The sequence below is a fragment of the Chromobacterium haemolyticum DSM 19808 genome (assembly GCF_000711885.1).
Taxonomy (GTDB): domain Bacteria; phylum Pseudomonadota; class Gammaproteobacteria; order Burkholderiales; family Chromobacteriaceae; genus Chromobacterium; species Chromobacterium haemolyticum.
In genome coordinates this window covers 198,224-224,063 of sequence record NZ_JONK01000006.1, presented here as the reverse complement: position 1 = coordinate 224,063, position 25,840 = coordinate 198,224, and the positions used below count along the sequence as shown (strand labels likewise).

Genomic DNA, 25,840 nt, shown 5'->3' with positions numbered 1-25,840 from the left:
ACTGGGAGGGAGGGCACGGTGGACGAATACCATTTTCTGTTATTGCCGGAGTTTTCCTTCATCGGCTTTGCCGCCTTGATGGAACCCTTCCGCATCGCCAACCGTTTTCAGCCCGGCGCCAGCCGCTGGCGATTGCTGTCCGTGGACGGCCAGGCGGTGGCGGCCAGCAACGGCATCGCGTTGATGGTGGACGGCGCGCTGGCGGAGGCCGGGCCGTGCACCTGTCTGTTCGTGGTCAGCAGCTTCCATCCGCTGCGCCATTACTCGCCGGAACTGGGCGCGGCGCTGCGACGGCTGGAGCGCGGGGGAGCGACCCTGGGGGCGATAGACACCGGCTGCTTCATCCTGGCCGAGGCCGGCCTGCTGCGCGGCGAGACGGTGACGCTGCACTGGGAAGCGATTCCGGCCTTCCGGGAACGCTACCCGCAGGTGACGGCCAGCCAGGAGCTGTTCCTGACCGAGAAGCGGCCCACCTCCGCCGGCGCGGTGGCCGGGCTGGACTTGGCGTTGGCCTTGCTGGCGCGACGCCACGGCCGCGAGCTGGCGCTGGCGGTGTCCGAACAACTGGTGCAGGGCCAGATGCGCAGTCCGTCCGAGCATCAGCGCCTGCAAGTGGCCAGCCGCTATCAGGTGCACAACAAGAAGCTGGCGCAGGCGATACGGCTGATGGAGGAGCAACTGGAGGACCCGTGGCCGCCGGAGGAACTGGCCGCGCGCTGCGGCGCCACCCGCCGCCAGATGGAGCGCTTGTTCCGCGCCCATCTCAAGGCCTCGCCGGCGGAGTTCTACCGCGCGCTGAGGCTGGACCGCGCCCGCTGGCTGCTGCGCCAGACGGAGCTAAGCGTGGTGGAGATCAGCGTGGCCTGCGGCTTTGAGTCTCCGTCCTATTTTTCCCGCGCTTACCGCAAGCGTTTTGGACGTAGTCCGAGGGAAGATCGCGAGGACCGCAGCGGCGCCTGAGGATCTGTTCTCCGCGGTTTTCGCCTTGTCTCGCTCTTGCTCGCGAGACTTTGGACCGGTTCGGAGCGGGGGCATTGGCTGGCCGCGGACGGTATTATCGGGTACTGTTGAGGGTTTGGATTGGCGCGGGCGGCGCGCCTCCATAAAATGACAGGGCAAACCCCAAAATCGCCCTACGCTGGAGAAACCCGAAAATGGCCATCATCCGTCAGGAAGACTTCGTGCAAAGCATTGCCGACGCCTTCCAGTTCATCAGCTATTACCACCCCAAAGATTATATCGACGCGCTTTACCAGGCGTATCTGAAGGAAGAGAGCCCGGCGGCCAAGGACGCCATGGCGCAGATCCTGATCAACAGCCGCATGTGCGCCGAAGGCAAGCGCCCGATCTGCCAGGATACCGGCATCGCCGTGGTGTTTCTGAAAGTGGGCATGAAGGTGCAGTGGGACGCCGAATTGTCGGTGCAGGAGATGGTGAACGAAGGCGTGCGCCGCGCTTACCTGAACCCGGACAACAAGCTGCGCGCCTCGGTGCTGCTGGATCCGGCCGGCAAGCGCCAGAACAGCAAGGACAATACCCCGGCGGTGGTGCATTTCGAGATCGTCGAAGGCGACGGCGTGGAAGTGACCTGTGCCGCCAAGGGCGGCGGCTCGGAGAACAAATCCAAGTTCTACGCGCTGAATCCGTCCGACTCCATCGTGGACTGGGTGCTGAAGACCGTGCCCACCATGGGCGCCGGCTGGTGTCCGCCGGGCATCCTCGGCATCGGCATCGGCGGCACGCCGGAGAAGGCGATGCTGCTGGCCAAGGAAAGCCTGATGAGCCATGTGGACATTCAGGATTTGAAAGCCAAGGCCGACAGCGGCGCGGAACTGAGCCGCGTGGAGCAACTGCGCCTGGAGCTGTTTGAAAAGGTCAACGCGCTGGGCATCGGCGCCCAGGGCCTGGGCGGCCTGACCACGGTCTTGGACGTGAAGATTCTGGATTACCCCACCCACGCGGCCAGCCTGCCGGTGGCGATGATCCCCAACTGCGCGGCCACCCGCCACGTGCACTTCCACCTGGACGGCAGCGGCCCGGCCGTGCTGGAAGCGCCGCGCCTGGAAGACTGGCCGGACATCACTTACGACAACTCCAACGGCAAGCGCGTCAACCTGGACGCCATCACCCCGGAAGAAGTGCAAAGCTGGCAGCCGGGCGACGTGCTGCTGCTCAACGGCAAGATACTCACCGGCCGCGACGCCGCGCACAAGCGCATGGTGGACATGCTGAACAAGGGCGAGAAGCTGCCAGTGGACTTCACCAACCGCTTCATCTACTACGTGGGCCCGGTGGATCCGGTGCGCGACGAAGTGGTGGGCCCGGCCGGCCCCACCACCGCCACCCGCATGGACAAGTTCACCCGCCAGATGCTGGAGCAAACCGGCTTGCTGGGCATGATAGGCAAGGCCGAGCGCGGCCCCATCGCGATTGAGGCGATCAAGGACAACAAGGCGGTCTATCTGATGGCCGTCGGCGGCTCCGCCTACCTGGTGTCCAAGGCGATCAAGGCGTCCAAGGTCGTGGCCTTCGAAGATCTGGGCATGGAAGCCATTTACGAGTTCGAGGTCAAGGACATGCCGGTGACGGTGGCGGTGGATTCCTGTGGGTCCAGCGTGCACGACACCGGCCCGGCCGAGTGGCGCGTGAAGATTGGCAAGATCCCGGTCATCCCGGTGTAAAGCCTGGATGAAAGAAACGGTCGCCTTCGGCGGCCGTTTTTGTTTGTGCCGCTGGCGCTTGAAAATGGTTTGATCCAGACCAAGGTCGGGCGGCGAACCGTCGCCTATGCTCGACGGCACACCCTTATTTTCCTGCCCGCATGCTGACCGAGTTTTCATTGATCCTGACGCTGTTGCAGCAGATGTGCGTTTACCTGGTGATCGCCTATCTGCTGTCCAAGACGCCGCTGTTCATCCCGCTGACCCAGGTCACCATCCGCCTGCCGCACAAGCTGGTGTGCTACCTGGTGTTCTCGGTGTTCTGCGTGATGGGCACTTACTTCGGCCTGCACATCGACGATTCCATCGCCAACACCCGCGCCACCGGCGCGGTGCTGGGCGGCATGCTGGGGGGGCCGTGGGTGGGATTGGCGGTGGGCTTCACTGGCGGGCTGCACCGCTATTCGCTGGGCGGAGTCACCGCCGGCGCTTGCATGGCGTCCACCATGGCGGAAGGCTTGCTGGGCGGGTTGGTGCATCTTTACTTCGTGCGGCGCGGCCAAGTGGGAAGGGTGTTCGACCCGTTGGCGGTGGCCGCGGTGGCGCTGCTGGCCGAATGCATGCAGATGTTGATCCTGCTGGCGGCGGTCAAGCCCTTCGCCGCGGCCTGGCATCTGGTGCGCAGCATCGCGCTGCCGATGATGATAGCCAACACTCTGGGCGCGGCGATGTTCATGCGCATCCTGCTGGACCGGCGCGCGCTGGCGGAGAAGTATTCCTCCGCCTTCTCCTCCAAGGCGCTGCAGATCGCCGCCCGCGCCGAGGGCGTGCTGCGCCACGGCTTCGACCGCGACAATTGCATGACCATGGCGCGCATCCTGTACGAGGAGCTGGGCGTGGGCGCGGTGGCGCTGACCGACCGCGAGCGGCTGCTGGCCTTCATCGGCGCCGGCGCCGACCACCACTTGGCGGGCACGCCCATCACCTCGCCGCTGACCCAGCGCGCCATTGCCGACAATCAGGTGGTGTACGCGGACGGCAACGAGACGCCGTACCGCTGCTCCATCAGCCCGGCGTGCAAGCTGGGCTCCTCGCTGGTGATCCCCTTGCGCGGAGAGGACGAACGGGTGATCGGCACCATCAAGCTGTACGAGACGCGCAACAAGCTGTTTTCCGGCATCAACCTGACCCTGGGCGAGGGCATTGCCCGGCTGCTGTCCAATCAGATTCTGCAAGGCAAGTACGAGCAGCAGAAACAGCTGCTGGCCCAAACCGAGATCAAGCTGCTGCACGCCCAGGTCAACCCGCATTTCCTGTTTAACGCGCTCAATACGCTGTCCGCGGTGATACGCCGCAACCCGGAGCATGCGCGCCAGTTGGTCCAATACCTGTCCACCTTTTTCCGCAAGAACCTGAAGCGCTCCAGCGAGATGGCCACGCTGGGCGACGAGATAGACCACGTCAGCGCCTATCTGCGCATTGAGGAGGCCCGCTTCGCTGGCCGGCTGCAAGTGGAGATCGAGGCGCCGGAGGCGGCGCGCCGGGCCGAGCTGCCGGCGTTTTCCCTGCAGCCGCTGGTGGAAAACGCAATCAAGCACGGCACTTCCCAACTGCTGGAGCCGGGGCGCATCCGCATCGCCGCCCGCTGCGACGCGCAAGGCCTGCGGGTGACGGTGGAGGACAACGCCGGACTCTACCGCAAGCCGGAGCAGAGCGACGGCCTGGGCATGTCGCTGGTGGACCGCCGCATCCGAGCTCGTTACGGCGAGGCCTACGGGGTGGCGGTGGATTGCGCGCCGGAGCTTTACACCCGGGTCAGCCTGCTGCTGCCCTGCCGCTGTCCGCGGGCGGACGCCGAGCGCGCCGGAGCGGCGGCATGAGCGCGGCCGGCCTGCCCAGCGCGCTGCTGGTGGACGACGAACCGCTGGCGCGCGATGAGTTGCGTCAGCGGCTGCAAGCCGCCGGCGGCCTGGACATCGTCGGCGAGTGCGGCAACGCGGTGGAGGCCATTGCCTTCATCCATCGCCGCAAGCCGGACGTGGTGTTTCTGGATATCCAGATGCCGCGCATCAGCGGCCTGGAAATGCTGGCGATGCTGGACCCGGAGTCCATGCCGCAAGTGGTGTTCGTCACCGCCTACGACGCCTACGCGCTGCAGGCTTTCGAGGAACACGCCTGCGATTACCTGCTCAAGCCGGTGGACCCGGCGCGGCTGGCCAAGACTCTGGCGCGGCTGCGCCAGCGCGCCGCGCCGCCGCCGGCGGCGGTATGCGGCTTGGCGCCGTTAAGCCTGATTCCCTGCCAGGGCGTCAACCGCATTGTGCTGTGCCGGCTGGAAGAGGTGGCCTATGTCTGTTCACGGCTCAGCGGCGTGTACGTGGTGGACGCCGCCGGTGTGGAACGCTTTACCGAGCTGACGCTGCGCACGCTGGAAGAGCGCACGGATTTGTTTCGCTGTCACCGGCAATACCTGGTGCGTTTGTCCGCGATCCGGGAAATCCTGTTTGGCGACAACGGCGTGGCCACCGCCTGCACGCTGGACGGCCACAGCTTGCCGGTCAGCCGCCGTTATCTGAAACCCTTGAAGGACGCATTGGGTATCGCGAGCTAGCGTCCACCCGTCCGAATGCGCCGCGCAGCCGCCGCGGGTGTGCTACACCTCAGTCCAGGGGGAACATTCGATGGCAAAACAATTACTGCTATGCGCGGCTTGGGCGCTGGGCTGCGCGCCCGGCGTGCTCCTGGCCTGCAACGGCACGGCGACGCAGGACAGTTCGCCGGACGTCACCCGGCCGGATTTGCACGGCATTGCCGTCTTTCTGCCGCAATTGTTGGAAAACAATCAGACCAGTCCGTTCGCCGAACTCTTGAATGTGGTGGCCAGACATTACAAGGAAGGCAAGATCAGCTTCAGCATCGAACCGGTCAAGCGCGTGTACATGGATACCAGCGACAAGAACGCGGACTTCCGCTTTCCCATCATGAAGCTGCGCGAAGGCGCCGACGACGCCACGCCCTACCAGTTCACCAAGGAGATGCTGGGCAAGGTCACTTTCGTGCTTTACACCCACAAGAACAAACCATTGGACAGGGAGGACGTGCTGCGCATGGCCAATCTGGCCAAGTACGACATTGAAGCGCCGCCGGTGAACTGGGGCTTCCCCAGCAAGAGCGTGGTCAACCTGGAACTGTCGCTGAAAAAGCTGAACCTGGGCCGGGTGGACGGGGTGTTGTGGGCGCAAGAGGAGGCGGATTATCTGGTGCGCAAGTTCAAACTGAGCAATATCCATCGCGCCCGCTTCGACGACTACCCGGATGTGCTGTTTCTCAACTGCAACCGCCGTGGCGATTTTGTCCACCAAGCGCTGAATCGGGCCATACGCTCCGCGCGCGTCAGCGGAGAACTGCAGAAAGCCTACGTTAAGGTGCATAAGCCTTATCAGGACTGGCAGCCCTGAGCGCCGTTCGCTCCGCTCTGGCCGCCGCTGGCAGCGCCATGCTGCCGCTGAGCCGGTTTTCGCCCCACGGAGGCCGCGCCCGCGCGTAAGTTCCGAGTGAGACTATCACCGGAGCTGACAAAAATGGATCACGCATTGACCTTCGTGATCGCCACTCTTTGCATACTTGCCATCTGCTACCGCCTGTACGGGGTATTCTTCACGCGCAAGGTGTTGGGTGTCGATGATAGCGCCGTGACCCCGGCGCATGAATTACAGGACGGCAAGGACTATGTGCCCACCAGCAAGTGGGTGGCGTTTGGCGGCCACTTCGCCGCCATCGCGGCGGCTGGCCCGCTGGTGGGGCCGGTGCTGGCCGCCCAGTACGGCTATCTGCCCAGCATGTTGTGGTTGTTGATAGGCTGTGTGATCGGCGGCGCGGTGCACGACACCGTGGTGTTGTTCGCCTCGATGAAGCATCACGGCAAATCGCTGTCGGAAGTGGCCAAGACCGAACTGGGCCCCTGGGCCGGCTGGTGCACCGGCCTGGCCATGCTGTTCATCATCACCATCACCATGGCCGGCCTGTCCATGGTGGTGGTGCATGCGCTGGAGCGCAATCCCTGGGGTGCGTTCGCGGTGAGCATGACCATTCCCATCGCCATCGCCGTCGGCCTGTGGGAGCGCGTCACCGGCAACATGAAAAACGCCAGCTATGTCGGCGTCGCCGCCATCATGGCCTGTGTGTTCGCCGGCCCTTACATCCAGGGCACCGCGCTGGGCGAGCTGCTGACGCTGAAGGCGTCCACCGTGTCCCTGCTGCTGCCCATCTATGCCTTCTTCGCCACCGCGCTGCCGGTGTGGATGCTGCTGACCCCGCGCGCTTGCCTGTCCAGTTTCATGAAGATAGGCGTGTTTGGTCTGTTGGTGGTGGGCGTGGTGTTCATCAACCCGCAAATCCAGTTCCCCGCCGTCACCCAGTTCATCCACGGCGGCGGCCCGGTGCTGGCCGGCCCGGTATGGCCGTTCATCTCCATCACCATCGCCTGCGGCGCCATTTCCGGCTTCCACGCCTTCATCGGCTCCGGCACCACGCCCAAGCAGATAGACCGTTGGAGCGACATCCTGCCGGTGGGCTTTGGCGCGATGCTGGCCGAATGCGTGGTGGGGGTGATGGCGCTGATTGCCGCCACCGCGCTGCATCCTGCGGATTACTTCGCCATCAACTCCGCGCCGGATGTCTTCGCCAAGCTGGGCATGCAGGTGGTGAACCTGCCGCAGCTGTCCCAGGAAATCGGCCTGGACCTGTACGGCCGCACCGGCGGGGCGGTGACGCTGGCGGTGGGCATGGCGGACATCTTTACCCGCATCCCCTGGTTCCATAATCTGGCGTCCTATTTCTTCCAGTTCATGGTGATGTTCGAAGCGGTGTTCATCCTCACCGCCATTGATTCCGGTACCCGTGTCGCCCGCTATCTGATCCAGGATTTCGTTGGCGACGCCTGGGCGCCGCTCAAGCGCACCGACTGGATGCCCGGCGCCATCGGTGCGTCGGTGGTGGCCTGCTTGCTGTGGGGCTATCTGCTGAACTCCGGCGATATTAATTCGGTGTGGGCCTTGTTTGGCGTGTCCAATCAGCTGATGGCGTCCATCGGCCTGATCATCGGCGCCACCATCATCCTGCGGCTGTCGCACAAGCGCGCTTATATGATGACCTGCCTGGTGCCGTTGGCTTATCTCTACGTTACCGTCAATTACGCCGGCTACTGGATGATCAAGCATGTTTATCTGAACCCGGCGGCCAAGGGCTACAACCTGTTCAACGCCGCCATCTCCATCGCCATGCTGGCGCTGGGCCTGGTGATTCTGCTTTCCGCCTGCCGCAAGTGGATGGAGCTGCTTGCGCGGCCGGCGCCGGACGCGCGGCGCGAACTGGCCGCCACGGAGGCTTGAGCCGCTTGATCAAAATTGGGGTAAGACTTGGCCCGCTGGAAACAGCGGGCCTTTTTTACGCCAGGGCCGTGAGAGTCTGTTTAGGTTCTTGCGAGCAAGAACGAGACTTTGAACAGGCCCTGAGAAAGCCGGAGGGCGCTTTCCCTGGGCCTGGGGATGTCAGCGCTTGGTGACGTAGTCGGGCAGAGCGCTGATCTTCTTCTCGTAGTCCGGCACATTGATGGGCCGCACGCTGTTGTTGCCCTGAATCATCGACGGAATCGCCACCGCGTGTTCCGCCAGATCCCAGCCCAGAATGGTTTCATCCGCCTCGCCGGGGTCTTGCGGCCCAGTGATCGACTCATAACCCAATAGGCTATTCAAGGTGACGTTGCGGCCGAGCAAGCGGCTGATCTCCCTCAGCGCCGCGGTCTCGTCGCTGAGTGGCTGGCTGGTGCGGAACAGGCGGGAGAGGGCGGTTCTGGGCACGTAGACGCGCATCATGATGCCGGTGGCGCCGGAGTCGTTGTCCAGCGCGTAGCCGTAGGCGACGTTCGGATCTCCGGCGATGTAGAGGCCGCGCCAGATCGGCTGCAGATCCTGGGTGCGGCGGGTGATGCCGCCGGTGACGATGCTTGTGGCGGCGGCGCGGGAGCCGCCGTGATAGCCGGCGAAGACATAGCCCTGGTCCAGCAGCCGCTGATGGGTGGCTTGCAGGCGCTCCTGGCTCCAGTTGCCGGTGGTGCCGTTGGCGAGGAATTCCACCGGCTCGCCCGGCGCGAAGAAGCTTGAGCCGGGGTGGTACTCGCGGTTGACGTGAGCGCCGTCGGCGTTGTCGGCGGCGCAAGGCTCGCTGTCGGCCGGGCAAGTCAGCGACAGCACATCCGCTCTTTGCGCGTCGTCGGCGCTGGCGCCGGCGTGGTTGGCGCGATAGGCGTTCAAACGAGCCTCCGCCTCGGCGAGGCCTTCACGGGCCAGTTCCGGCGTTTCGCGCACCGCGGTGCCCAATTGCTCCAGCGCCTCCGGATCTTGCGCGCCGCTGACCGGGCGGGAATGGATCAAGTCATCGACCACCTGACGGAAACGATCGAAGGACAGCCGGGTGGCGATGTATAGCCCGACGATGTTTTCCACCCGGAAGCCGCATGCGGACAGCTCTTCCCATCCCCTGGGCTGGCGGCTGCGGGCCAGGGATTCCAGCGGAATGCCGCAGACGCGGTGGGCGGACAGCGCACCCAAGGCGTTTTCCTTGCTGAAGTGCACCCGGTGCTGGATGGGCGCTTTGGCCAGCGGTTTGAATTCATTGATCTGCGGCTTGCCGGCGACTACCTGGTACAGCTTGCCTTCCCAGGTCTTGTTCAACTGGCAGCGGTTTTGGGTGACATAGTTGTAGATGGCGTCCAGCGGGTCCAGCCAGCACAGCAGGATGCCGCTATGCCATTCGCTCCAGCGCTTTTGGCGGTTGTGCTGCGTGGGCGCGGCGGTGTAACCCACCCCTGGCCAAGACAGGATGATGTCGTTCCTTGGATTGGCGGAGCTGAACGCCAGCTTGGCCTTGTCCGGCCATCGCGCCAGCGCGGCGTCGTCCAGGTCCACGCTGTACAGCGGCGAGTGATCGACGATCTTCTTATTGCTGTCCATGTCCATGATGAACAGCTTGATGCTGGTGGGCGCGTCTTTGCCGATGGGGACCACCCAATTCAGCGTGAACCATTCGGTACGGCGCTTATGCGTGAATTTTTTGACCTTGCCGTCCGGGGTGGCCAGTTCGATGGTCAAAGTGCCCGGCGCGTGGCCGGTATCCTGGCCGTCGTTGATCCGGACCTTGGCGAATTCGTCGATCTTGATGGTGGCGCTGTTGTTGGCGGCGGCGGCGAAGCGGTCTTGCACGAACATCGAGTAGTACAGCACGCCTTCGTCCGGCTACGGGGTGATTTGCAGCGGCAGCGAGGTACTGATGAATTTGCCTGGTTCAGCCGGCGAGAGAATGCAGTTGTCCGCGCATTGCTTGAAGATTTCGAAATCGGTTTTGATGACGGAACTGGCGGCCTGCTTGAAGCTGGCGGTCTGAGCCGTTCCGGCGGCAAAGGGGCTGGCTTCGTCGGTTTCGCACGCGGACAATAAGGGAATCAGGCCCGCGGCAAGGGCAAGGCTTTTATACAATCGCATATGGCGCTCCTAAGTGATGGAATGAAGCGAGCGAGCCATTGTTATGATCATTTTTGTAAATGATTAAATTTTGTATTTACAGTATCTCGGTGTTTGTTTTTTGAGGTCAATTGTAAATACTCACAGCCATATGTCATTGATTTTGATTGTTAAATTTATATTTAGGAAAGTATTAAATAAAGATGGTTTTGTAAGAACTTTATGGTTGTTTCTATTGGCGTGATGGGTGGGTATTTAAATGTTTATGGCATTTTATTGGCAGCGGGTTTTATTGGGGTAGGGGTGGGAAATGGAATGGCGATGCGGTTTCAATTGAACCGTCTTGGCTGAGGTAATGCGCCGCCAGCACGCCAACCATTTCCGCCTGCATGCCGCTGCGTTGACGCACGTGTAAATGGCCGGTGCCGGCGGGGAGCCTCTTCGTGGGCGGCCGGTTCCAAGATGCCGCTCCGGCAATCAAAACCATTATCCGCGAAGCGGATTCAATGGTTCTCTGCGAGCTTTTGTTAGCGGCTCCAAGCAATGATCCCTGTGTGTAAAGATCGCGACCGGCCCTCAACGCATAAACCGCAGCGGCAGGCCCTGGCAGTCCGGCTGGATGCGGCCCTGGAACCAGGCCAACTGGCCGGAGACGATGGTGGCGCTGACCGCGTGGCGGAAGGCCAGATGCGGGAACGGGGTCCAGCCGCAATGGGCCAGCAGGGCGTCGCGGCACACCGGGCGCGGCGCGGGCAGGCGCGCCACCAGCGTCAGATCGGCCCAATAGCCTTCGCGCAGATAGCCGCGCTCGGCGATGGCGAAGCGCGTGGCCACCGCGTGGCTGGTCTTGTCCACCAATTGCGGCAGCGTCAGTTCGCCGTCGGCCACCAGTTCCAGCAGCGCCGGCAGCGCGTGCTGGACCAGCGGCAGTCCGGCCGGGGCCTGCGAGTAGGGCTGCTGTTTTTCCTCCCAGGCGTGCGGCGCGTGGTCGGTGCCGATCAGATCGATGCGGCCGTCGCGCAGCGCCTGGCGTAGCGCGTCGCGGTCGGCGCGGCTTTTGATCGCCGGATTGCATTTGATCAGGTGGCCCAGGCGGGCGTAGTCGCCGTCGTCCAGCAGCAGGTGGTGGACGCAGGCCTCGGCGGTGATACGCTTGCCGGTGATGGGGCCAGGCTGGAACAACTCCAGTTCGCGCGCGCTGCTCAGGTGCAGCACGTGCAGCTGGCTGCCGTGACGCCGCGCCAGGTCCACCGCCAGCCGGCTGGATTGGTAGCAGGCTTCGGCGTCGCGGATCAGCGGGTGTTGGTCCGGCGGGATATCGTCGCCGAAGCGCAGCCGCCAGGCGGCTTCGCGCTCGCGGATGCGCGGTGTGTGTTCGCAGTGGGTGAGGATGGGCAGCGGGCAAGAGGCGAACAGCCGTTCCAGCGCGGCCGGGTCGTCCAGCAGCAGGTCGCCGGTGCTCGCGCCCATGAACACTTTGACGCCGGCGGCGCGGTTGGGCGGCAGCGCGGCGATCAGGTCCAGATTGTGGCGGGTGGCGCCTAGATGGAAGCCGTAATTGGCCACCGAGTTGGCGGCGGCGCGGCTTTCCTTGTCCGTCAGCGCCTCCAGGCAGGTGGTGGCCGGCCGGGTGTTGGGCATGTCCATGAAGCTGGTGACGCCGCCGGCCACCGCGGCGCGGGATTCGCTGGCGATGCTGCCCTTGTGCGGCGCGCCGGGTTCGCGGAAGTGGACTTGGTCGTCGATCATGCCGGGCAACAGCCATTGGCCGGCGGCGTCGATATCGATGTCGCCGGGGCGGCCGGGCAGGCTGGCGCCTATGAGGCGGATGCGGCCGTTGCCGACGCGCAGGTCGGCTTCCCACTCGCGGCCGTCGCTGACCAGGCGGGCGTTGCGGATCAGGATGTCGTTCATTCAGAACTCGTTTTGCAGCGCTTTGTAGCCGCGTACCAGTTCGCTGTTGGCGCGCAGCACGTCTTCGGAGAATTCGGCGGCGGAAACGCTGGCCTTGGGCAGGTGCGCGGTGTCGCTGGCCGCGCCTATGCGTTCGGTGGAGGCCACGTAGCAGCCGGCCGGCAGTTCGCAGCCGTCCACCACCGCGTTGTGGCGCACCACGCAGCCGTCGCCGACGCGGCAGTTGAACAGCACGCTGTTGAAGCCGACGAAGACGCGTTCGCCCACGGCGCAGGGGCCGTGAATGATGGAGCGGTGGGCGATGGAGGTGTGTGCGCCTATGGTGACGGCGGCGCCGCCCTTGGAGTGGATAACCACGCCGTCCTGGATATTGGAGTGGGGGCCGATGACGATGGCTTCCATCTCGCCGTTGGCGTCCACTTCGTCGGCGCGGATCACCGCGTAGGGGCCGATGAAGACATTGTCGTGGACGATGATCTTGCCGCAGAGGATGGCGGTCTTGTCGACGTAGGCGGATTCGGCGATCAGCGGCAGGTGGCCGGAGGGGTTCTTGCGTATCATGCGCTGCTCTCTGAGGGGGTGTTCGCGATCTGCTGCGCTGCGGCGACACGGCGTTGAGAACATCTTCGAAATGCTCATATACCGAATGTACATTCCGCTTTCTCCGCTGTTCTCGCCTTGTCTCGCTCTTGCTCGCGAGATCGTGGATGGGTTATGAGAGTTGGCTGGCGGCCACGGCGTCGTGCGGGTGCAGGCTTTCCTGGTGGCGCACGTCGACCCGGCTCAGGCCGTGACCGGCCAGCGCCGCTTGCAGCCGGCGCGCGGCGTCTTCCACATACATCAGGTTGGCGCCGTTGAGGGCGGCGAAGGCTTGTTCGTCGGCGCGCTTGACCGCGGTTTGCACCGGGGTGGCCAGCGCCTGTTCGGCCAGGTCTATGCGGGCCGCCAGGTCCCAGCCGGCGGCGTCGGCGGGGATGTCGAAGCGCAAGCGCGCCTGGCTGCGCTGGCTGTGCGGGGTGGCCAGGGTGGCGTGTTCCAGGAGCCAGGCGTGGACCGCGTCCGGCGTGGCCGCGCAGGCTTGCTGGAGGAAGGCGTCGGCGATCAGCCGGCGCGCCAGAGCGGCGGAGCAGGGGCAGGTGGAGGAGTAGGCGATTTCCACCTCGGCCCACAGCCGGCAGCCGTCGCCGTCCCGTTCCGCGCCCAGCGCGGCCGGGTAGGCTTTCCAGCCGGACAGTCCCGGCGTGGCCAGCGCCGGGCGCTGGCACAAGAGTTCGAAGCGGAATTCGGCGCGGGCGGCGTTGCTGCCGCAGTCGGCGTGGCTGTCCGCCATTGCCTGCAGCAGCCGGCTCAGGGCGGCCGGGCTGAGCGGCGCGGCGTCGGCGTGGGGTTGCAGCAAGCGGTAGAGCCGGGACATGTGGATGCCCTTGATCGTTGGCCGGGGCAGGTTGACTTGCACGCTGGCGCGGGCGGCGACGCAGCCGTGGGCGGCGTCCGCCAGCCGCAGCGGCAGCGCGATGCCATCCATGCCCACCCAGTTCAAGGGCAGTAGCGCGGCGGCAGCGCCGCTGCGCGCGATATCGGGCAGCGGGGCGTTCATGCGGCGTCCTCGGCGGCGGTTTCCAAGGGTGGGAACGGGTCCGGCAGCAGCGCCCAGGCGGCCGGGCCGGCGGCCATTTCGGCCTCGTCCAGCAGGCAGGCGTCCAGTTGCCGACGCAGTTCGGCTTCGTCCATGGCGATGCCGATCAACACCAGTTCCTGGCGCGCATCGCCGATCACGTCCTGCCAGTGGCTTTCGATCTGGCGCAGGCTGTCCTCGTCCTGCGGCCAGTATTCGCGCGGGGTGGCGGCCCACCACTGGCCGGCCAGTTCGTGGCGGCACACCGCGCCGGCCTGCGACCACAGCTGGGCGTGGGCAGGGCGGCTGGCCAGCCAGAAATAGCCCTTGGAGCGCAGCACGCCCGGCCATTCCCGTTGCGCCAGTTCGTGGAAGCGCTGCGGGTGGAAGGGGCGTCGAGCGCGGTAGACAAAGCTGGCGATGCCGTATTCCTCGGTTTCCGGCGTATGCTCGCCGCGCAGCTCGCTGAGCCAGCCGGGGGCGTCGGCGGCGGCGTCGAAGTCGAACAAGCCGGTGTTGAGCACTTCGTCCAGCGGCACTTGGCCGAAACAGGCTTCAACGATGCGGGCGCGGGGGTTGAGCTGGCGCAGAATGCCGGCCAGCCGCTCCTTGTCCGCGGTGTCGATCAGATCGGTCTTGTTGAGCACGATCACGTCGCAGAACTCCACTTGTTCGATCAACAGGTCCACCACCGTGCGCTCGTCGGCCTCGCCCAGCGATTCGCCGCGTTGTCGCAGATGATCGCGCGAGGCGTAGTCGCGCAGGAAGTGACAGGCGTCCACCACGGTGACCATGGTGTCCAGCCGCGCGGAGTCGGCCAGGCTGCGGCCTTGGTCATCGGCGAAGGTGAAGGTTTCCGCCACCGGCAGCGGTTCGGCGATGCCGGTGGATTCGATCACCAGCTGGTCGAAGCGGCCTTCGCTCGCCAGCCGCGACACTTCCAGCAGCAGGTCTTCGCGCAGGGTGCAGCAGATGCAGCCATTGCTCATTTCCACCAGTTTTTCCTCAGTGCGCGACAGCGCGGCGCCGCCGTCGCGGACTAGGGCGGCGTCGATATTGACCTCGCTCATGTCGTTGACGATGACCGCCACGCGGCGGCCCTCGCGGTTGTTGAGGATGTGGTTGAGCAAGGTGGTCTTGCCGGCGCCGAGGAAGCCGGACAGCACGGTGACCGGTAGTCTGGTATCCGTGGCAGAAGCAGCGGTGGAGGAGGGGCTGGGCGTCATGGCATGGGTCCGATTAGATGATGGCGATGCGTATGGCGAGAGTGCTTGGCTTTCGTTATTTTTGTTATGTTATAACATTTTATTTTTCGATGGCAAGGGTCGAATGTCGGCACTAGTTCTTTCTGGCTAGTCCTTCTTGCCAAAGTACTAACCGCGACTAGTGCCAATGCGCCGCCCGGCGTCGACCTTCGGCGAATGTCGGCGTTTGCCGGCGCGTTCTAAGCTTGCAATCAAGTGAAAAGGTCCGTTTCCCCCGGTGGCTGGAGCCGCCGGCCCGCATGGCGCGGACCCCGATATTTGGAGGCAAGATGAGTCACTTTCTCGACCGTTTGAATTTCCTGGGCAAGACCCGCTCCACCTTTGCCAATGGTCACGGCGCCGTCGTCAACGAGGATCGCGGTTGGGAAGACGCCTACCGCCAGCGCTGGCAGCACGACAAGGTGGTGCGTTCCACCCACGGCGTGAACTGCACCGGCTCCTGTAGCTGGAAGGTGTATGTGAAGAACGGCCTGATCACCTGGGAAACCCAGCAGACCGATTACCCGCGCACCCGGCCGGACCTGCCCAATCACGAACCGCGCGGCTGTCCGCGCGGCGCGTCCTACAGCTGGTACGTCTACTCCGCCCAGCGCGTCAAATATCCGATGATCCGCGGTCGGCTGGCCAAGCTGTGGCGCGAAGCGCGCCAGACCCTGAGCCCGGTTGAGGCTTGGGAAAAGATCAGTCAGACGCCGGAACTGGCCAAGCAGTACAAATCCAAGCGCGGCCAGGGTGGTTTCGTGCGCGCCAGCTGGGACGAGGCCAATGAGATCGTGGCCGCCGCCAACGCCTTCACCATCAAGAAATTCGGCCCGGACCGCGTGGTGGGCTTCTCGCCGATTCCGGCGATGTCCATGGTGTCCTACGCCGCCGGCAGCCGCTACCTCAGCCTGATCGGCGGGGTGCCGTTGTCCTTCTACGACTGGTACTGCGATTTGCCGCCGGCCAGCCCGCAAACCTGGGGCGAGCAGACCGACGTGGCCGAGTCCGCGGACTGGTACAACTCCACTTATCTGATGGTGTGGGGCTCCAATGTGCCGATGACGCGCACCCCGGACGCCCATTTCTATACCGAGGTGCGCTACAAGGGCACCAAAACGGTGGCGGTGTCCAGCGACTTTGGCGAAATGGCCAAGTTCGGCGACATCTGGATGGCGCCCAAGCAGGGCACCGACGCCGCGCTGGCAATGGCGATGGGTCATGTGATCTTCAAGGAGTTCCACCTCGATAATCCATCCGGCTACTTCACCGACTACATCCGCCGCTACACCGACATGCCAATGCTGGTGGCCCTGAAGCAAGACGGCGAGCGTTACCTCCCGGACTACTTCCTGCGCGCCTCCCATCTGGAGGGCAGCCTGGGCGAGGACAATAACCCGGACTGGAAAACCCTGCTGATCGACGAGGCCAGCGGCGACATCGTCGCGCCCAACGGTTCCATCGGCTTCCGCTGGGGTCAGGCCGAGGGCAAGACCGGCAAGTGGAACCTGGAGCAGAAGGATGGCGGCAACGGCCGCGAGGTATCCGCCAAGCTGTCGCTGATCAAGGACGGCGACGCGGTAGTCGGCGTGGGCTTCCCTTATTTCGGCGCCGAGCACGATGAACTGCTGACCCGCAATGTGCCGGCCAAGCGCATCTGTTTGGCCGACGGCAGCGAAACCCTGGTGGCCACGGTGTTCGACCTGATGGCGGCCAACTACGGCATAGACCGCGGGCTGGGCGGCGGCAACGTCGCCGTCGACTACATGGACGACGTGCCCTACACCCCGGCCTGGCAGCAAAAACACACCGGCGTGAAACCGGAGCTGGTGATCCAGGTGGCGCGCGAGTTCGCGCAAAACGCGGATCAGACCCAGGGCAAGTCCATGGTCATTGTCGGCGCGGCGCTGAACCACTGGTACCACATGGACATGACCTACCGCGGCATCATCAATATGTTGATGCTGTGCGGCTGCATCGGCCAGTCCGGCGGCGGCTGGTGCCACTACGTGGGTCAGGAAAAACTGCGCCCGCAAACCGGCTGGGCGCCGCTGGCCTTCGCCGGCGACTGGAACCGCCCGGCGCGGCAGATGAACGGCACCAGCTTCTTCTACGCCCATACCAGCCAGTGGCGGCATGAAAAACTGGGCGTGGGCGAAATCCTTGCGCCCACCGCCGACGGCAGCATGGCCGGCATGGCGCTGATCGATTACAACGCCAAGGCCGAACGCATGGGCTGGCTACCTTCCGCGCCGCAGCTGTCCGCCAATCCGCTGGACGTGACCCGCGCCGCGGCCGCCGCCGGCCAGGACGCCGCCGCCTACGTGGTGGATGGCCTCAAGTCCGGCAAGCTGGACCTGGCCTGCAACGACCCGGACAACCCGCAGAACTTCCCTCGCAATATGTTTGTGTGGCGTTCCAACATCCTGGGCAGCTCCGGCAAGGGCCACGAATACTTCCTCAAATACCTGTTGGGCACCCAGAACGCGGTACTGAATTCGGAAGACGACTGCATCAAGCCCACCGAGATCACCATGCGCCCGGCGGCGGAAGGCAAGCTGGACCTGCTGGTGGTGCTGGACTTCCGCATGTCCACTACCTGCCTGTACGGCGATGTGGTGCTGCCCACCGCCACCTGGTACGAAAAGGACGACCTCAACACCTCGGACATGCACCCCTTCATCCACCCGCTGTCCGAAGCGGTGCAGCCGCTGTGGCAGTCCCGCACCGACTGGGAGATCTACAAGGGCTTCGCCAAGAAGCTGTCCGAGATCGGCAAGGACTACCTGGGCGTGCAAAAGGATCTGGTGCTGACCCCGCTGATGCACGACACCCCGGAAGAACTGGGTCAGCCCTTCGACCCCAAGGATTGGAAAAAAGGCGAGTGCGAGCCGGTGCCGGGCAAGACCATGCCCAAGATGACGGTGGTGGAGCGCGACTACGGCGCGATCTACGACAAGTTCACCACCATCGGCCCCTTGCTGGAAAAAGCCGGCAACGGCGGCAAGGGCATCAACTGGAAAACCGGCCATGAAGTGGACATCCTGCGCGGCCTGAACCAGGTGGCGAGCCAGGGCGCCGGCAAGGGCCAGCCCAAGCTGGAAACCGCCATCGACGCCGCCGAGATGATTCTGACCCTGGCGCCGGAAACCAACGGCCACGTGGCGGTGAAGGCCTGGGACGCGCTGTCCAAGATCACCGGGCGCGACCACACCCATCTGGCCAAGCCGCGCGAGCACGACAGCATCCGCTTCCGCGACGTGCAGGCGCAGCCGCGCAAGATCATTTCCTCGCCCACCTGGTCCGGCCTGGAAAGCGAAGAGGTCAGCTACAACGCCGGCTACACCAATGTGCACGAGCTGATTCCCTGGCGCACCATCACCGGCCGCCAGCAGTTCTATCAGGATCACCAGTGGATGCGCGCCTTCGGCGAAGGCCTGTGCGTGTACAAGCCGGCGGTGGACCTGAAAACCACCCAGGCGGTGCTGGGCAAGCACGGCAACGGAAACCACGAACTGGTGCTGAACTTCCTGACGCCGCACCAGAAATGGGGCATCCACAGCACGTATTCCGACAACCTGCGCATGCTGACGCTGAGCCGCGGCGGCCCGCACGTCTGGCTGTCCGAGGACGACGCCAAGAAGGCCGGCATCGTGGACAACGACTGGATAGAGGTGTTCAACGTCAACGGCACGCTGACCGCCCGCGCCGTGGTGTCGCAGCGGGTGCCGCAGGGCATGACGCTGATGTACCACGCCCAGGAGAAGATCGTGAACGTGCCGGGCGCGGAAGTGTCCGGCAAGCGCGGCGGCATCCACAACTCGGTAACCCGCGCGGTGACCAAGCCCACCCACATGATAGGCGGCTACGCGCAGCTGTCCTGGGGCTTCAACTACTACGGCACCGTGGGCGCCAACCGCGACGAATTCGTGGTGGTGCGCAAGATGAACACAGTGGACTGGATGGATAGTCCGGCAGGAGAGCAACAATGAAAATCCGCGCTCAAATCGGCATGGTGTTGAATCTGGACAAGTGCATTGGCTGCCACACTTGTTCGGTCACCTGCAAGAACGTCTGGACCAGCCGCGACGGCATTGAATACGCCTGGTTCAACAACGTGGAAACCAAGCCCGGCATCGGCTACCCCAAGGAATGGGAAAACCAGGAAAAGTGGAAGGGCGGCTGGGTGCGCAAGCCCAACGGCAAGCTGGAGCCGCGTCAGGGCGGCCGGCTGAAAATCCTGGGCAATATCTTCGCCAACCCCAATATGCCGGCGATTGACGATTACTACGAGCCGTTCACCTACGACTACGAACACCTGCAGAACGCGCCGGAAATGCAGACCCCGCCCACCGCGCGGCCGGTGTCGGTGCTGACCGGCAAGAAGATGGACAAGATCGAATGGGGCCCGAACTGGGAGGACGACCTGGGCGGCGAATTCTCCAAGCGCAGCAAGGACGCTCTGTTCGAAGGAATCCAGAAGGAGATGTACTCGGCCTTCGAGAACACCTTCATGATGTATCTGCCGCGGCTGTGTGAGCACTGTCTGAACCCGGCCTGCGTCGCGTCCTGTCCGTCCGGCTCCATCTATAAGCGCGAAGACGACGGCATCGTGCTGATCGATCAGGACAAATGCCGTGGCTGGCGCATGTGCGTGTCCGGCTGCCCGTACAAGAAGATCTATTACAACTGGACCTCCGGCAAGGCCGAGAAGTGCACCTTCTGCTACCCGCGCATCGAGGGCGGCCAGCCGACGGTGTGCTCGGAAACCTGTGTTGGCCGCATCCGCTATCTGGGCGTGCTCTTGTACGACGCCGACAAGATAGACGAAGCCGCCGCGGTGGAAGACCCGAAGAGCTTGTACGAGGCGCAGCTGGGCGTGTTCCTGGACCCGAACGCGCCGGAAGTGATCGCCGAAGCGCAGAAACAGGGCATTCCGCAAAGCTGGCTGGACGCCGCGCGGCGCTCCCCGGTTTACAAGATGGCGATGGAGTGGAAAGTGGCTTTCCCGCTGCACCCGGAATACCGGACCCTGCCGATGGTGTGGTACATCCCGCCGTTGTCGCCCATCCAGTCCGCGATGGAAAACGGCCTGATCGGCGAGAACGGCATCATCCCGGACGTCAAGGATCTGCGCATCCCCATCCAGTACCTGGCCAATCTGCTGACGGCAGGCAAGGAAGAGCCGGTGGTGAAAGCGCTGGAAACCATGGTGGCGATGCGGCGCTATATGCGCAAGAAGAGTGTGGAGAAGGTGTCCGACGCCGCCACCCTCAAGGGCACCCATTTGAATCCGGCCCAGGTGGAGGAGATGTACCAGGTGATGGCCATCGCCAATTACGAAGACCGCTTCGTGATTCCGTCCAGCCACAAGGAACTGGTGGAAAACACTTTCGAGGACAAGGCGTCCTGCGGCTTCACCTTTGGCAACGGCTGCTCCGGCGGCGAGTCCGACGCCAGCTTGTTCGGCAAGAAGAAAGCCACCCCCATCGTGTTCCACGACATGCGGCGCGACCGCAAGTCCAATTCCGGTCAGTGAGGGAGAACGCCATGCGCATCTATCAAGCCTTATCGGCCCTGCTGTGCTACCCGGAGCCGGACCTGGTCGCGGCGGCGGACGACATCCGCGTCGAAGTCGCGGCGGAGCCGCGCATCGCCCGGCTGCTGGAGCCGCTGCTGCTGTCCTTGGAAGGCGAGGACCTGATCACCCTGCAAGAACGCTATGTGCAGACCTTCGACCGCAACCCCAGCCATTCGCTGCATCTGTTCGAGCACATCCACGGCGAGGACCGCGCCCGCGGTCAGGCCATGGTGGACCTGCTGGCGGAATACCAGGCCCAGGGCTTCGAGCCGGCGGGCAACGAGCTGCCGGACTATCTGCCGCTGTTTCTCGAGTTCCTGGCGCAGTGCCAGCCGGAAGAGGCCACCCGGCTGCTTTCGGACGCGGTGCACGTGATCGCCCATGTGGCCGGCAAGCTGGCCGACAGTCACTCCCACTACGCCGGCGTGCTGCAGAGCCTGGTGCTGCTGTCGCCGGTGACGCCGGAGGCGCTGACCGTGCCGCCGGTGCGCGACATGGACGAGATGCTGGAGACCTTCGGCCCCGGCGCCGACGGCGTGGAGCCGCTGCTGAAGCCGGCGCGGCCGGCCATCGCCCCGGTGAATTTTTACCCGCAGCGGCCGCAGGGCTGAATCCCGCTGCCAGGAGAGCAACATGAACTATCTGCACCAATTCGTATTCGGCATCTACCCCTACATCGCGCTGGCGGTGTTCTTGCTGGGCAGCCTGATCCGCTTTGACCGCGAGCAATACAGCTGGAAGAGCGAATCCTCGCAGCTGCTGTATCGCGGCCAGTTGCGGCTGGGCAACATCCTGTTCCATCTCGGCATCATCGGCCTGTTCTTCGGCCATTTGGTGGGGCTGCTGACCCCGGTGGCGGTGTGGGACGTGCTGGGCGTCAGCCACAGCTTCAAGCAAGTGTTCGCGATGACGGCCGGCGGCATCATGGGCGGCCTGTGCCTGATTGGCATTCTGATTCTGCTGCACCGCCGCTTCACCTGCGACCGGCTGGCGGCCAACACCACCTGGCGCGACAAGCTGGTGTTGCTGTGGATTCTGGCCACCTTGTTGTTGGGTCTCAGCACCATCGCGGTGTCGGCGCAGCACCTGGACGGCCACGAGATGGTGTTGCTGATGAGCTGGGCTCAGCACATCGTCACTCTGCGCGGCGACGCGGCCTTCTTCATCGTCGACGCCTCGCCGGTGTTCAAGGCGCACTTGTTCATGGGCATGAGCTTGTTCGTGATCTTCCCGTTCACCCGTCTGGTGCACGTGTGGAGCGGCTTCGGCGCGGTGACGTATCTGGGCCGGGCCTGGCAGCTGGTGCGGCCGCGGGGTTGATCCGGCTGGCTTGCCAGAATTTGCATGACGATGCGGCGGAGTCCCAAGGGGGCTTCGCCGTTTTTCATGCCGTCCGGCTACATATAAACTTGATAAGTTGTGAAGCGATAACAAGAGCGAACAATTCCTAACAATTCGAAACAGCTCGTTGTCAACCAAACGGTTAAGCTGGGCCATCTGTTTAAATTCGGGAGTTAGCCGCATGAAACGCGCACTTGTCATCTTTTCGCTGAGCCTGGCCGGACTGGCCTCCACCGCCATGGCGGACACCTCCACCATCGTCGGCGGCGCGCTGGGCGGCGCGGCCGGCGCGGCAGTGGGCGAAGCGGTGGGCGGCCGCAACGGCGCCATCATCGGCGGCGCGGTGGGCGGCGCTTCCGGCGCGGCCATCGGCCACGACTACGGCAAGCCGGCGGCGTCGGAACGCCGCGACGACGATGGCCGCCGCTATCGCAAGCACCGTCATCGTCACCACCACGACAAGGGCTATTTCTGCCCGCCGGGACAGGCCAAGAAAGGCCGCTGCTGAGTGTCATAGCCATTAGTCACCTTGTCGTATTCAGCATGGGCCGGGCTTGATCTATATTGATGGGTGTTGGTTTCCTTTGTCATGGAAAATCAAGAGAAACAATCGATAGAGATCGGGACCCGCCATGCTGTCCAGGCCTTGATCTGAGAACCGGTCTACGATTGACTGCACTTCGGCGATACGGCGCTGAAAAAACCTCAGAATGCTCATGTACCGCATGCACATTCCGCTTCTTCAGTTGTTTCGGCCTTGTCTCGCTTTTGCTCGCGAGATCGTAAACCTCTCCCGCTCCGCGGGCTTCAATTCAGCCGACTGGCCCCTAGTTACAAGTGACTAGGGGCCTGCGTGCTTTGGTTGGACTGCGAAAAGTTGGTCTAGCTAGTAAAATTGAATCAGGAAATATCAGATTGGCGGCGACAGCCGGGCCACTTGGTTGCGACTAAGCGGTATCATTGGCTGCCATGGAGGAACTCATGCTTACCGACCGCTTCGGGCGCTCCATCGAATACCTGCGTCTATCCGTGACGGACCGTTGCGACCTGCGCTGCAATTACTGCCTGCCCAAAGGCTTCAAAGGCTTCGAGGAGCCGGCCAACTGGCTGACCTTCGACGAGATAGAACGCGTGGTGGGGGCTTTCGCCCGGCTGGGCACCCGACGGCTGCGGCTGACGGGCGGCGAGCCGCTGCTGCGCCGTAATCTGCCTGAGCTGGCGGCGCGCCTGTCCGCGCTGCCCGGTCTCAACGATCTGTCGCTGACCAGCAACGCCACTCAGCTGGCGCGCCACGCCCAGGCGCTGCGCGCCGCTGGGGTGAGCCGCGTCAACGTCAGCCTGGACTCGCTGCGCCGCGACTGCGTGCACGACATCACCGGCAGCGACAGCCTGCCGCGGGTGATGGAAGGCTTGATGGCGGCCAAGGACGCCGGCTTTTCCCCAATCAAGATCAATATGGTGGCGATGAAGGACGTCAACGACGCCGACATCGGCGCCATGGTCGCCTTCTGTATCCAGCATGGCTTCGTGCTGCGGCTGATTGAAGCCATGCCGATGGGCGACACCGGCCGCGCCGCCAGTTATCTGGACTTGCAGCCGGTGCTGCGCCAGTTGCAAACCGAATTCGATCTGGTCGAACAGGCCGCTACCCTAGGCGGCGGTCCGGCCCGCTACTGGAAAACCCGGGACGGCGGTTTCTCGCTGGGTTTGATCACCCCCATCTCCCAACACTTCTGCGCCACCTGCAACCGGGTGCGGCTGTCTGTGGACGGCACCTTGTACATGTGCCTGGGCCAGGAGGAAAGCTTCGAACTGCGTCCCTTGCTGCGCGCCGGTATCTCCGATGCCGAACTGGAAGCGGCAATCCGTACCGCGATAGAACTGAAGCCGGAGCGACATGAGTTCAGCGAGAAGCCGCAAAAGCTGGTGCGCTTCATGTCGATGACCGGTGGCTAGGACAACGGCGATGCGGCTGAACGTGTCCCCGGTGCTGGGCGGCCCGCTGGGGCAGCGGCTCAGCGCCAAGATCGTCGGCGTGCTGGCGGTGTTTCTGTTGGTGGCGCTGGGTTCCATCGGCGCCACGCTGTGGCTGTCCTGGCAGCAAGAGGGCGGCGCGGCGGCGATCAACGACGCCGGCAGCCTGCGCATGCGCGTCACGCGGCTGGCGCTGGACTTGCAGCTCAGCGGCCAGGACGGCGCGCGCGCCGACGCCTTGCGTCGCGACATGGTCAATTACGAAACCATCTTGCAGCGATTGCGCCGCGGCGACCCCGCGCGGCCGCTGCTGGTGCCCCGCCAGGCCGACATTCAGCAGGCGCTGAATCAGGTGGAAAGGCAGTGGCGCGAGCAACTGAAACCGGTGCTGCTGAACGCGCTGACGCGGCCCGGCGACAACGCGGCGGAGGCCGCCCGCTTCGCCGAGCGCGTGGCGCTCTACGTGGAGGACATCAACACCTTCGTCAGCGGCATGGAAGCCTACAACGCGCGCAATACAGACTACCTTCGCCTGTTGCAGCTCTTGCTCGCCAGCATGGCGGTGGTGGGCACCGTCGCGCTGATCTATCTGATGCTGCTGATCGTGCTGAGGCCGCTGGACAAGTTGCACCAGGGCATACGCCAGTTGGCTGCAGGCGATTACAGCGTGCGGGTGCCGGTGGAGACCGACGACGAGTTCGGCCAAGTCAGCACCGGCTTCAATCTGATGGCGGCCTGTTTGTCCGAATCCCACGCCACCCTGGAAGAGCGGGTGCGCGGCAAGACGGCCAGCCTGCAGCAGAAAAACCAAGAATTGGCCCTGCTGTACGAAATCACGGCCTTCTGCAATCAATCCCAGCCGCTGGAAGCGCTGTGCAAGGGTTTTCTGGCCCGAGTGATGCGCGCCTTCGACGCCGACGGCGGCGCTGTGCGCTTGACCGACTATGGCCAGGGCATGGTGTTCGTGGTGGCCGACGACGGCTTGCCGGAGGGGCTGCTGCGCGACGAACACTGCCTGAAAGTGGGCGACTGCCTGTGCGGAGAAGCCGCAGCCAAAGCCGAGAGCCGGGTGGAGAACATGCGCGGCCTGCCGGACAAGCAATGCAGCCGCGAAGGCTTCCGCGTAGTCAGCGCCTTTCCGGTGTCGACGCAGAACCGCACGCTGGGCATTTTCAATTTGCATTTCCGCCAGGCGCGCATTCTGCTGCCGCAACAAGTGCGGCAGCTGGAGATGTTGGGCCAGCATTTGGCGGTGGCGATCGAAAACCTGAGGCTGGCGGCCAAGGAGCGCGAACTGGCTGTGTTGGAAGAGCGCAACCTGGTGGCCCAGGGCTTGCACGACAGCATCGCGCAAGGTCTGTCTTTCCTGAACTTGCAAACCCAGATCATGCGGCAGGCGCTGGACAGCGGGGATCCGGGGCTGGTGGACGACACGCTGGCCTTGTTCGAGGCCGGGGTCAAGGAAAGCTACGATGATGTGCGCGAACTGCTCAATAATTTCCGCTCCAAGCTGTCGGAAAGCCTGAGTCAGGCGGTGAGCAGCTTGCTGGACAAATTCCGCAAGCAGACCGGGCTGCGGGTGGAGCTGCGCTCCACCGGGGCCAGCGCGCCTTTGATGCCGGAACAACAGCTGCAAATCCTGTTTATTCTGCAAGAGGCGCTGTCCAATGTGCGCAAGCACGCCGAGGCCAGCCAGGTCACGGTCAGCCTTAGCGACGACGGCGAGGTGTTCGTGCTCAGCGTGCTGGACAACGGCGTCGGCTTCGACCTGGATACCGTGCGGAACAAGGGCGACGGTCATTTCGGCCTGTCCATCATGCAGGAACGCGCGCAGCGCGCCGGCTTGCAGCTGGACATTGAATCCACCCCGGAGGCGGGCACCCTGGTCAGCCTGCTGCTGCCGCGCGCGCGGCGCATGGCCGCTTGAGCCGCTGGCGCGGCGGCAAGACAGCTCTCATACTGTCCATATCTGAACTAGAAAGACCCGGAACTCG

19 protein-coding genes are annotated in these 25,840 nt (G+C 64.1%); 13 read left to right on the top strand and 6 right to left on the bottom strand.

Going from position 1 to position 25,840, the window contains the following annotated elements; genetic code table 11:
- The first annotated feature begins 18 nt into the window (after positions 1-18).
- From BR71_RS06185 to BR71_RS06160, 6 genes are all read left to right on the top strand, one after another.
- The gene (locus BR71_RS06185) at positions 19-960 is read left to right on the top strand and encodes a GlxA family transcriptional regulator (protein ID WP_043634145.1); all 942 of its coding nucleotides are present in this window, start codon (positions 19-21) and stop codon (positions 958-960) included.
- 194 nt (positions 961-1,154) lie between these two features.
- The gene (locus BR71_RS06180) at positions 1,155-2,681 is read left to right on the top strand and encodes a fumarate hydratase (protein WP_043634142.1); all 1,527 of its coding nucleotides are present in this window, start codon (positions 1,155-1,157) and stop codon (positions 2,679-2,681) included.
- 158 nt (positions 2,682-2,839) lie between these two features.
- Positions 2,840-4,540, top strand: a complete 1,701-nt coding sequence (locus BR71_RS06175) for a sensor histidine kinase (RefSeq protein ID WP_279625728.1) — start codon at positions 2,840-2,842, stop codon at positions 4,538-4,540.
- Entirely contained in the window at positions 4,537-5,271 is a 735-nt protein-coding gene (btsR, locus tag BR71_RS06170; protein WP_231138224.1) for a two-component system response regulator BtsR, read from the top strand. Before BR71_RS06175 ends, btsR begins: the two co-directional genes overlap by 4 nt.
- A gap of 70 nt (positions 5,272-5,341) precedes the next feature.
- A complete protein-coding gene (locus BR71_RS22790) occupies positions 5,342-6,118 on the top strand; it encodes a type 2 periplasmic-binding domain-containing protein (protein ID WP_052370371.1) in 777 nt (258 codons plus the stop codon).
- A 123-nt stretch (positions 6,119-6,241) separates the two neighbouring features.
- Positions 6,242-8,050: a carbon starvation CstA family protein gene (locus BR71_RS06160; protein ID WP_043634136.1), complete on the top strand. Its 1,809-nt coding sequence runs from the start codon at positions 6,242-6,244 to the stop codon at positions 8,048-8,050.
- Positions 8,051-8,209: 159 nt separating this feature from the next.
- Here BR71_RS06160 and BR71_RS06155 read toward each other — a convergent pair whose 3' ends face one another.
- The 6 genes from BR71_RS06155 to zigA form a co-directional block, all read right to left on the bottom strand.
- The gene (locus BR71_RS06155; RefSeq protein ID WP_156038837.1) at positions 8,210-9,940 is read right to left on the bottom strand and encodes an exotoxin A binding domain-containing protein; all 1,731 of its coding nucleotides are present in this window, start codon (positions 9,938-9,940) and stop codon (positions 8,210-8,212) included.
- A gap of 12 nt (positions 9,941-9,952) precedes the next feature.
- A complete protein-coding gene (locus BR71_RS23350) occupies positions 9,953-10,198 on the bottom strand; it encodes a hypothetical protein (RefSeq protein WP_081862568.1) in 246 nt (81 codons plus the stop codon).
- Between the two features lie 555 nt (positions 10,199-10,753).
- On the bottom strand, positions 10,754-12,091 hold the full coding sequence (locus BR71_RS06150; protein ID WP_043634133.1) for a dihydroorotase: 1,338 nt from the start codon (positions 12,089-12,091) through the stop codon (positions 10,754-10,756).
- Positions 12,092-12,652, bottom strand: a complete 561-nt coding sequence (locus BR71_RS06145) for an LbetaH domain-containing protein (RefSeq protein WP_043634131.1) — start codon at positions 12,650-12,652, stop codon at positions 12,092-12,094.
- 151 nt (positions 12,653-12,803) lie between these two features.
- The gene (gene folE2, locus BR71_RS06140) at positions 12,804-13,688 is read right to left on the bottom strand and encodes a GTP cyclohydrolase FolE2 (protein WP_043634124.1); all 885 of its coding nucleotides are present in this window, start codon (positions 13,686-13,688) and stop codon (positions 12,804-12,806) included.
- On the bottom strand, positions 13,685-14,932 hold the full coding sequence (gene zigA / locus BR71_RS06135; RefSeq protein WP_043634122.1) for a zinc metallochaperone GTPase ZigA: 1,248 nt from the start codon (positions 14,930-14,932) through the stop codon (positions 13,685-13,687). The genes folE2 and zigA overlap by 4 nt, the downstream gene beginning before the upstream one ends.
- A 308-nt stretch (positions 14,933-15,240) precedes the next feature.
- Here zigA and BR71_RS06130 point away from each other — a divergent pair, with 308 nt between their 5' ends.
- The 7 genes from BR71_RS06130 (at position 15,241) to BR71_RS06100 (ending at position 25,773) form a co-directional block, all read left to right on the top strand.
- Complete coding sequence (locus BR71_RS06130; RefSeq protein WP_043634118.1) at positions 15,241-18,942, top strand: nitrate reductase subunit alpha; 3,702 nt, start codon at positions 15,241-15,243, stop codon at positions 18,940-18,942.
- The gene (gene narH, locus BR71_RS06125; RefSeq protein ID WP_043634116.1) at positions 18,939-20,489 is read left to right on the top strand and encodes a nitrate reductase subunit beta; all 1,551 of its coding nucleotides are present in this window, start codon (positions 18,939-18,941) and stop codon (positions 20,487-20,489) included. Before BR71_RS06130 ends, narH begins: the two co-directional genes overlap by 4 nt.
- 11 nt (positions 20,490-20,500) lie before the next feature.
- On the top strand, positions 20,501-21,142 hold the full coding sequence (gene narJ, locus BR71_RS06120) for a nitrate reductase molybdenum cofactor assembly chaperone (protein WP_043634114.1): 642 nt from the start codon (positions 20,501-20,503) through the stop codon (positions 21,140-21,142).
- A 22-nt stretch (positions 21,143-21,164) separates the two neighbouring features.
- Positions 21,165-21,851, top strand: coding sequence for a respiratory nitrate reductase subunit gamma (gene narI, locus BR71_RS06115; RefSeq protein ID WP_043634112.1), 687 nt, complete (start codon positions 21,165-21,167; stop codon positions 21,849-21,851).
- Between the two features lie 202 nt (positions 21,852-22,053).
- Positions 22,054-22,380 carry a glycine zipper domain-containing protein gene (locus tag BR71_RS06110; protein WP_043634110.1) on the top strand — a complete coding sequence of 109 codons (327 nt, stop codon included), beginning with the start codon at positions 22,054-22,056 and terminating at the stop codon, positions 22,378-22,380.
- A 473-nt stretch (positions 22,381-22,853) separates the two neighbouring features.
- Positions 22,854-23,828, top strand: coding sequence for a GTP 3',8-cyclase MoaA (gene moaA / locus BR71_RS06105; protein ID WP_043634108.1), 975 nt, complete (start codon positions 22,854-22,856; stop codon positions 23,826-23,828).
- Positions 23,829-23,838: 10 nt separating this feature from the next.
- Entirely contained in the window at positions 23,839-25,773 is a 1,935-nt protein-coding gene (locus BR71_RS06100; RefSeq protein ID WP_043634105.1) for a type IV pili methyl-accepting chemotaxis transducer N-terminal domain-containing protein, read from the top strand.
- The last annotated feature ends 67 nt before the right edge of the window (positions 25,774-25,840 follow it).

Coding starts and splice junctions, on each gene's coding strand:
- moaA (WP_043634108.1), top strand. CDS start 22,854: ATGCTTACCGACCGCTTCGGGCGCTCCATCGAATACCTGCGTCTATCC.
- BR71_RS06100 (WP_043634105.1), top strand. CDS start 23,839: ATGCGGCTGAACGTGTCCCCGGTGCTGGGCGGCCCGCTGGGGCAGCGG.
- BR71_RS23350 (WP_081862568.1), bottom strand. CDS start 10,198: ATGCGATTGTATAAAAGCCTTGCCCTTGCCGCGGGCCTGATTCCCTTA.
- folE2 (WP_043634124.1), bottom strand. CDS start 13,688: ATGAACGCCCCGCTGCCCGATATCGCGCGCAGCGGCGCTGCCGCCGCG.
- BR71_RS06130 (WP_043634118.1), top strand. CDS start 15,241: ATGAGTCACTTTCTCGACCGTTTGAATTTCCTGGGCAAGACCCGCTCC.
- btsR (WP_231138224.1), top strand. CDS start 4,537: ATGAGCGCGGCCGGCCTGCCCAGCGCGCTGCTGGTGGACGACGAACCG.
- narJ (WP_043634114.1), top strand. CDS start 20,501: ATGCGCATCTATCAAGCCTTATCGGCCCTGCTGTGCTACCCGGAGCCG.
- BR71_RS06160 (WP_043634136.1), top strand. CDS start 6,242: ATGGATCACGCATTGACCTTCGTGATCGCCACTCTTTGCATACTTGCC.
- BR71_RS06150 (WP_043634133.1), bottom strand. CDS start 12,091: ATGAACGACATCCTGATCCGCAACGCCCGCCTGGTCAGCGACGGCCGC.
- BR71_RS06180 (WP_043634142.1), top strand. CDS start 1,155: ATGGCCATCATCCGTCAGGAAGACTTCGTGCAAAGCATTGCCGACGCC.
- BR71_RS22790 (WP_052370371.1), top strand. CDS start 5,342: ATGGCAAAACAATTACTGCTATGCGCGGCTTGGGCGCTGGGCTGCGCG.
- narI (WP_043634112.1), top strand. CDS start 21,165: ATGAACTATCTGCACCAATTCGTATTCGGCATCTACCCCTACATCGCG.
- BR71_RS06110 (WP_043634110.1), top strand. CDS start 22,054: ATGAAACGCGCACTTGTCATCTTTTCGCTGAGCCTGGCCGGACTGGCC.
- narH (WP_043634116.1), top strand. CDS start 18,939: ATGAAAATCCGCGCTCAAATCGGCATGGTGTTGAATCTGGACAAGTGC.
- zigA (WP_043634122.1), bottom strand. CDS start 14,932: ATGACGCCCAGCCCCTCCTCCACCGCTGCTTCTGCCACGGATACCAGA.
- BR71_RS06145 (WP_043634131.1), bottom strand. CDS start 12,652: ATGATACGCAAGAACCCCTCCGGCCACCTGCCGCTGATCGCCGAATCC.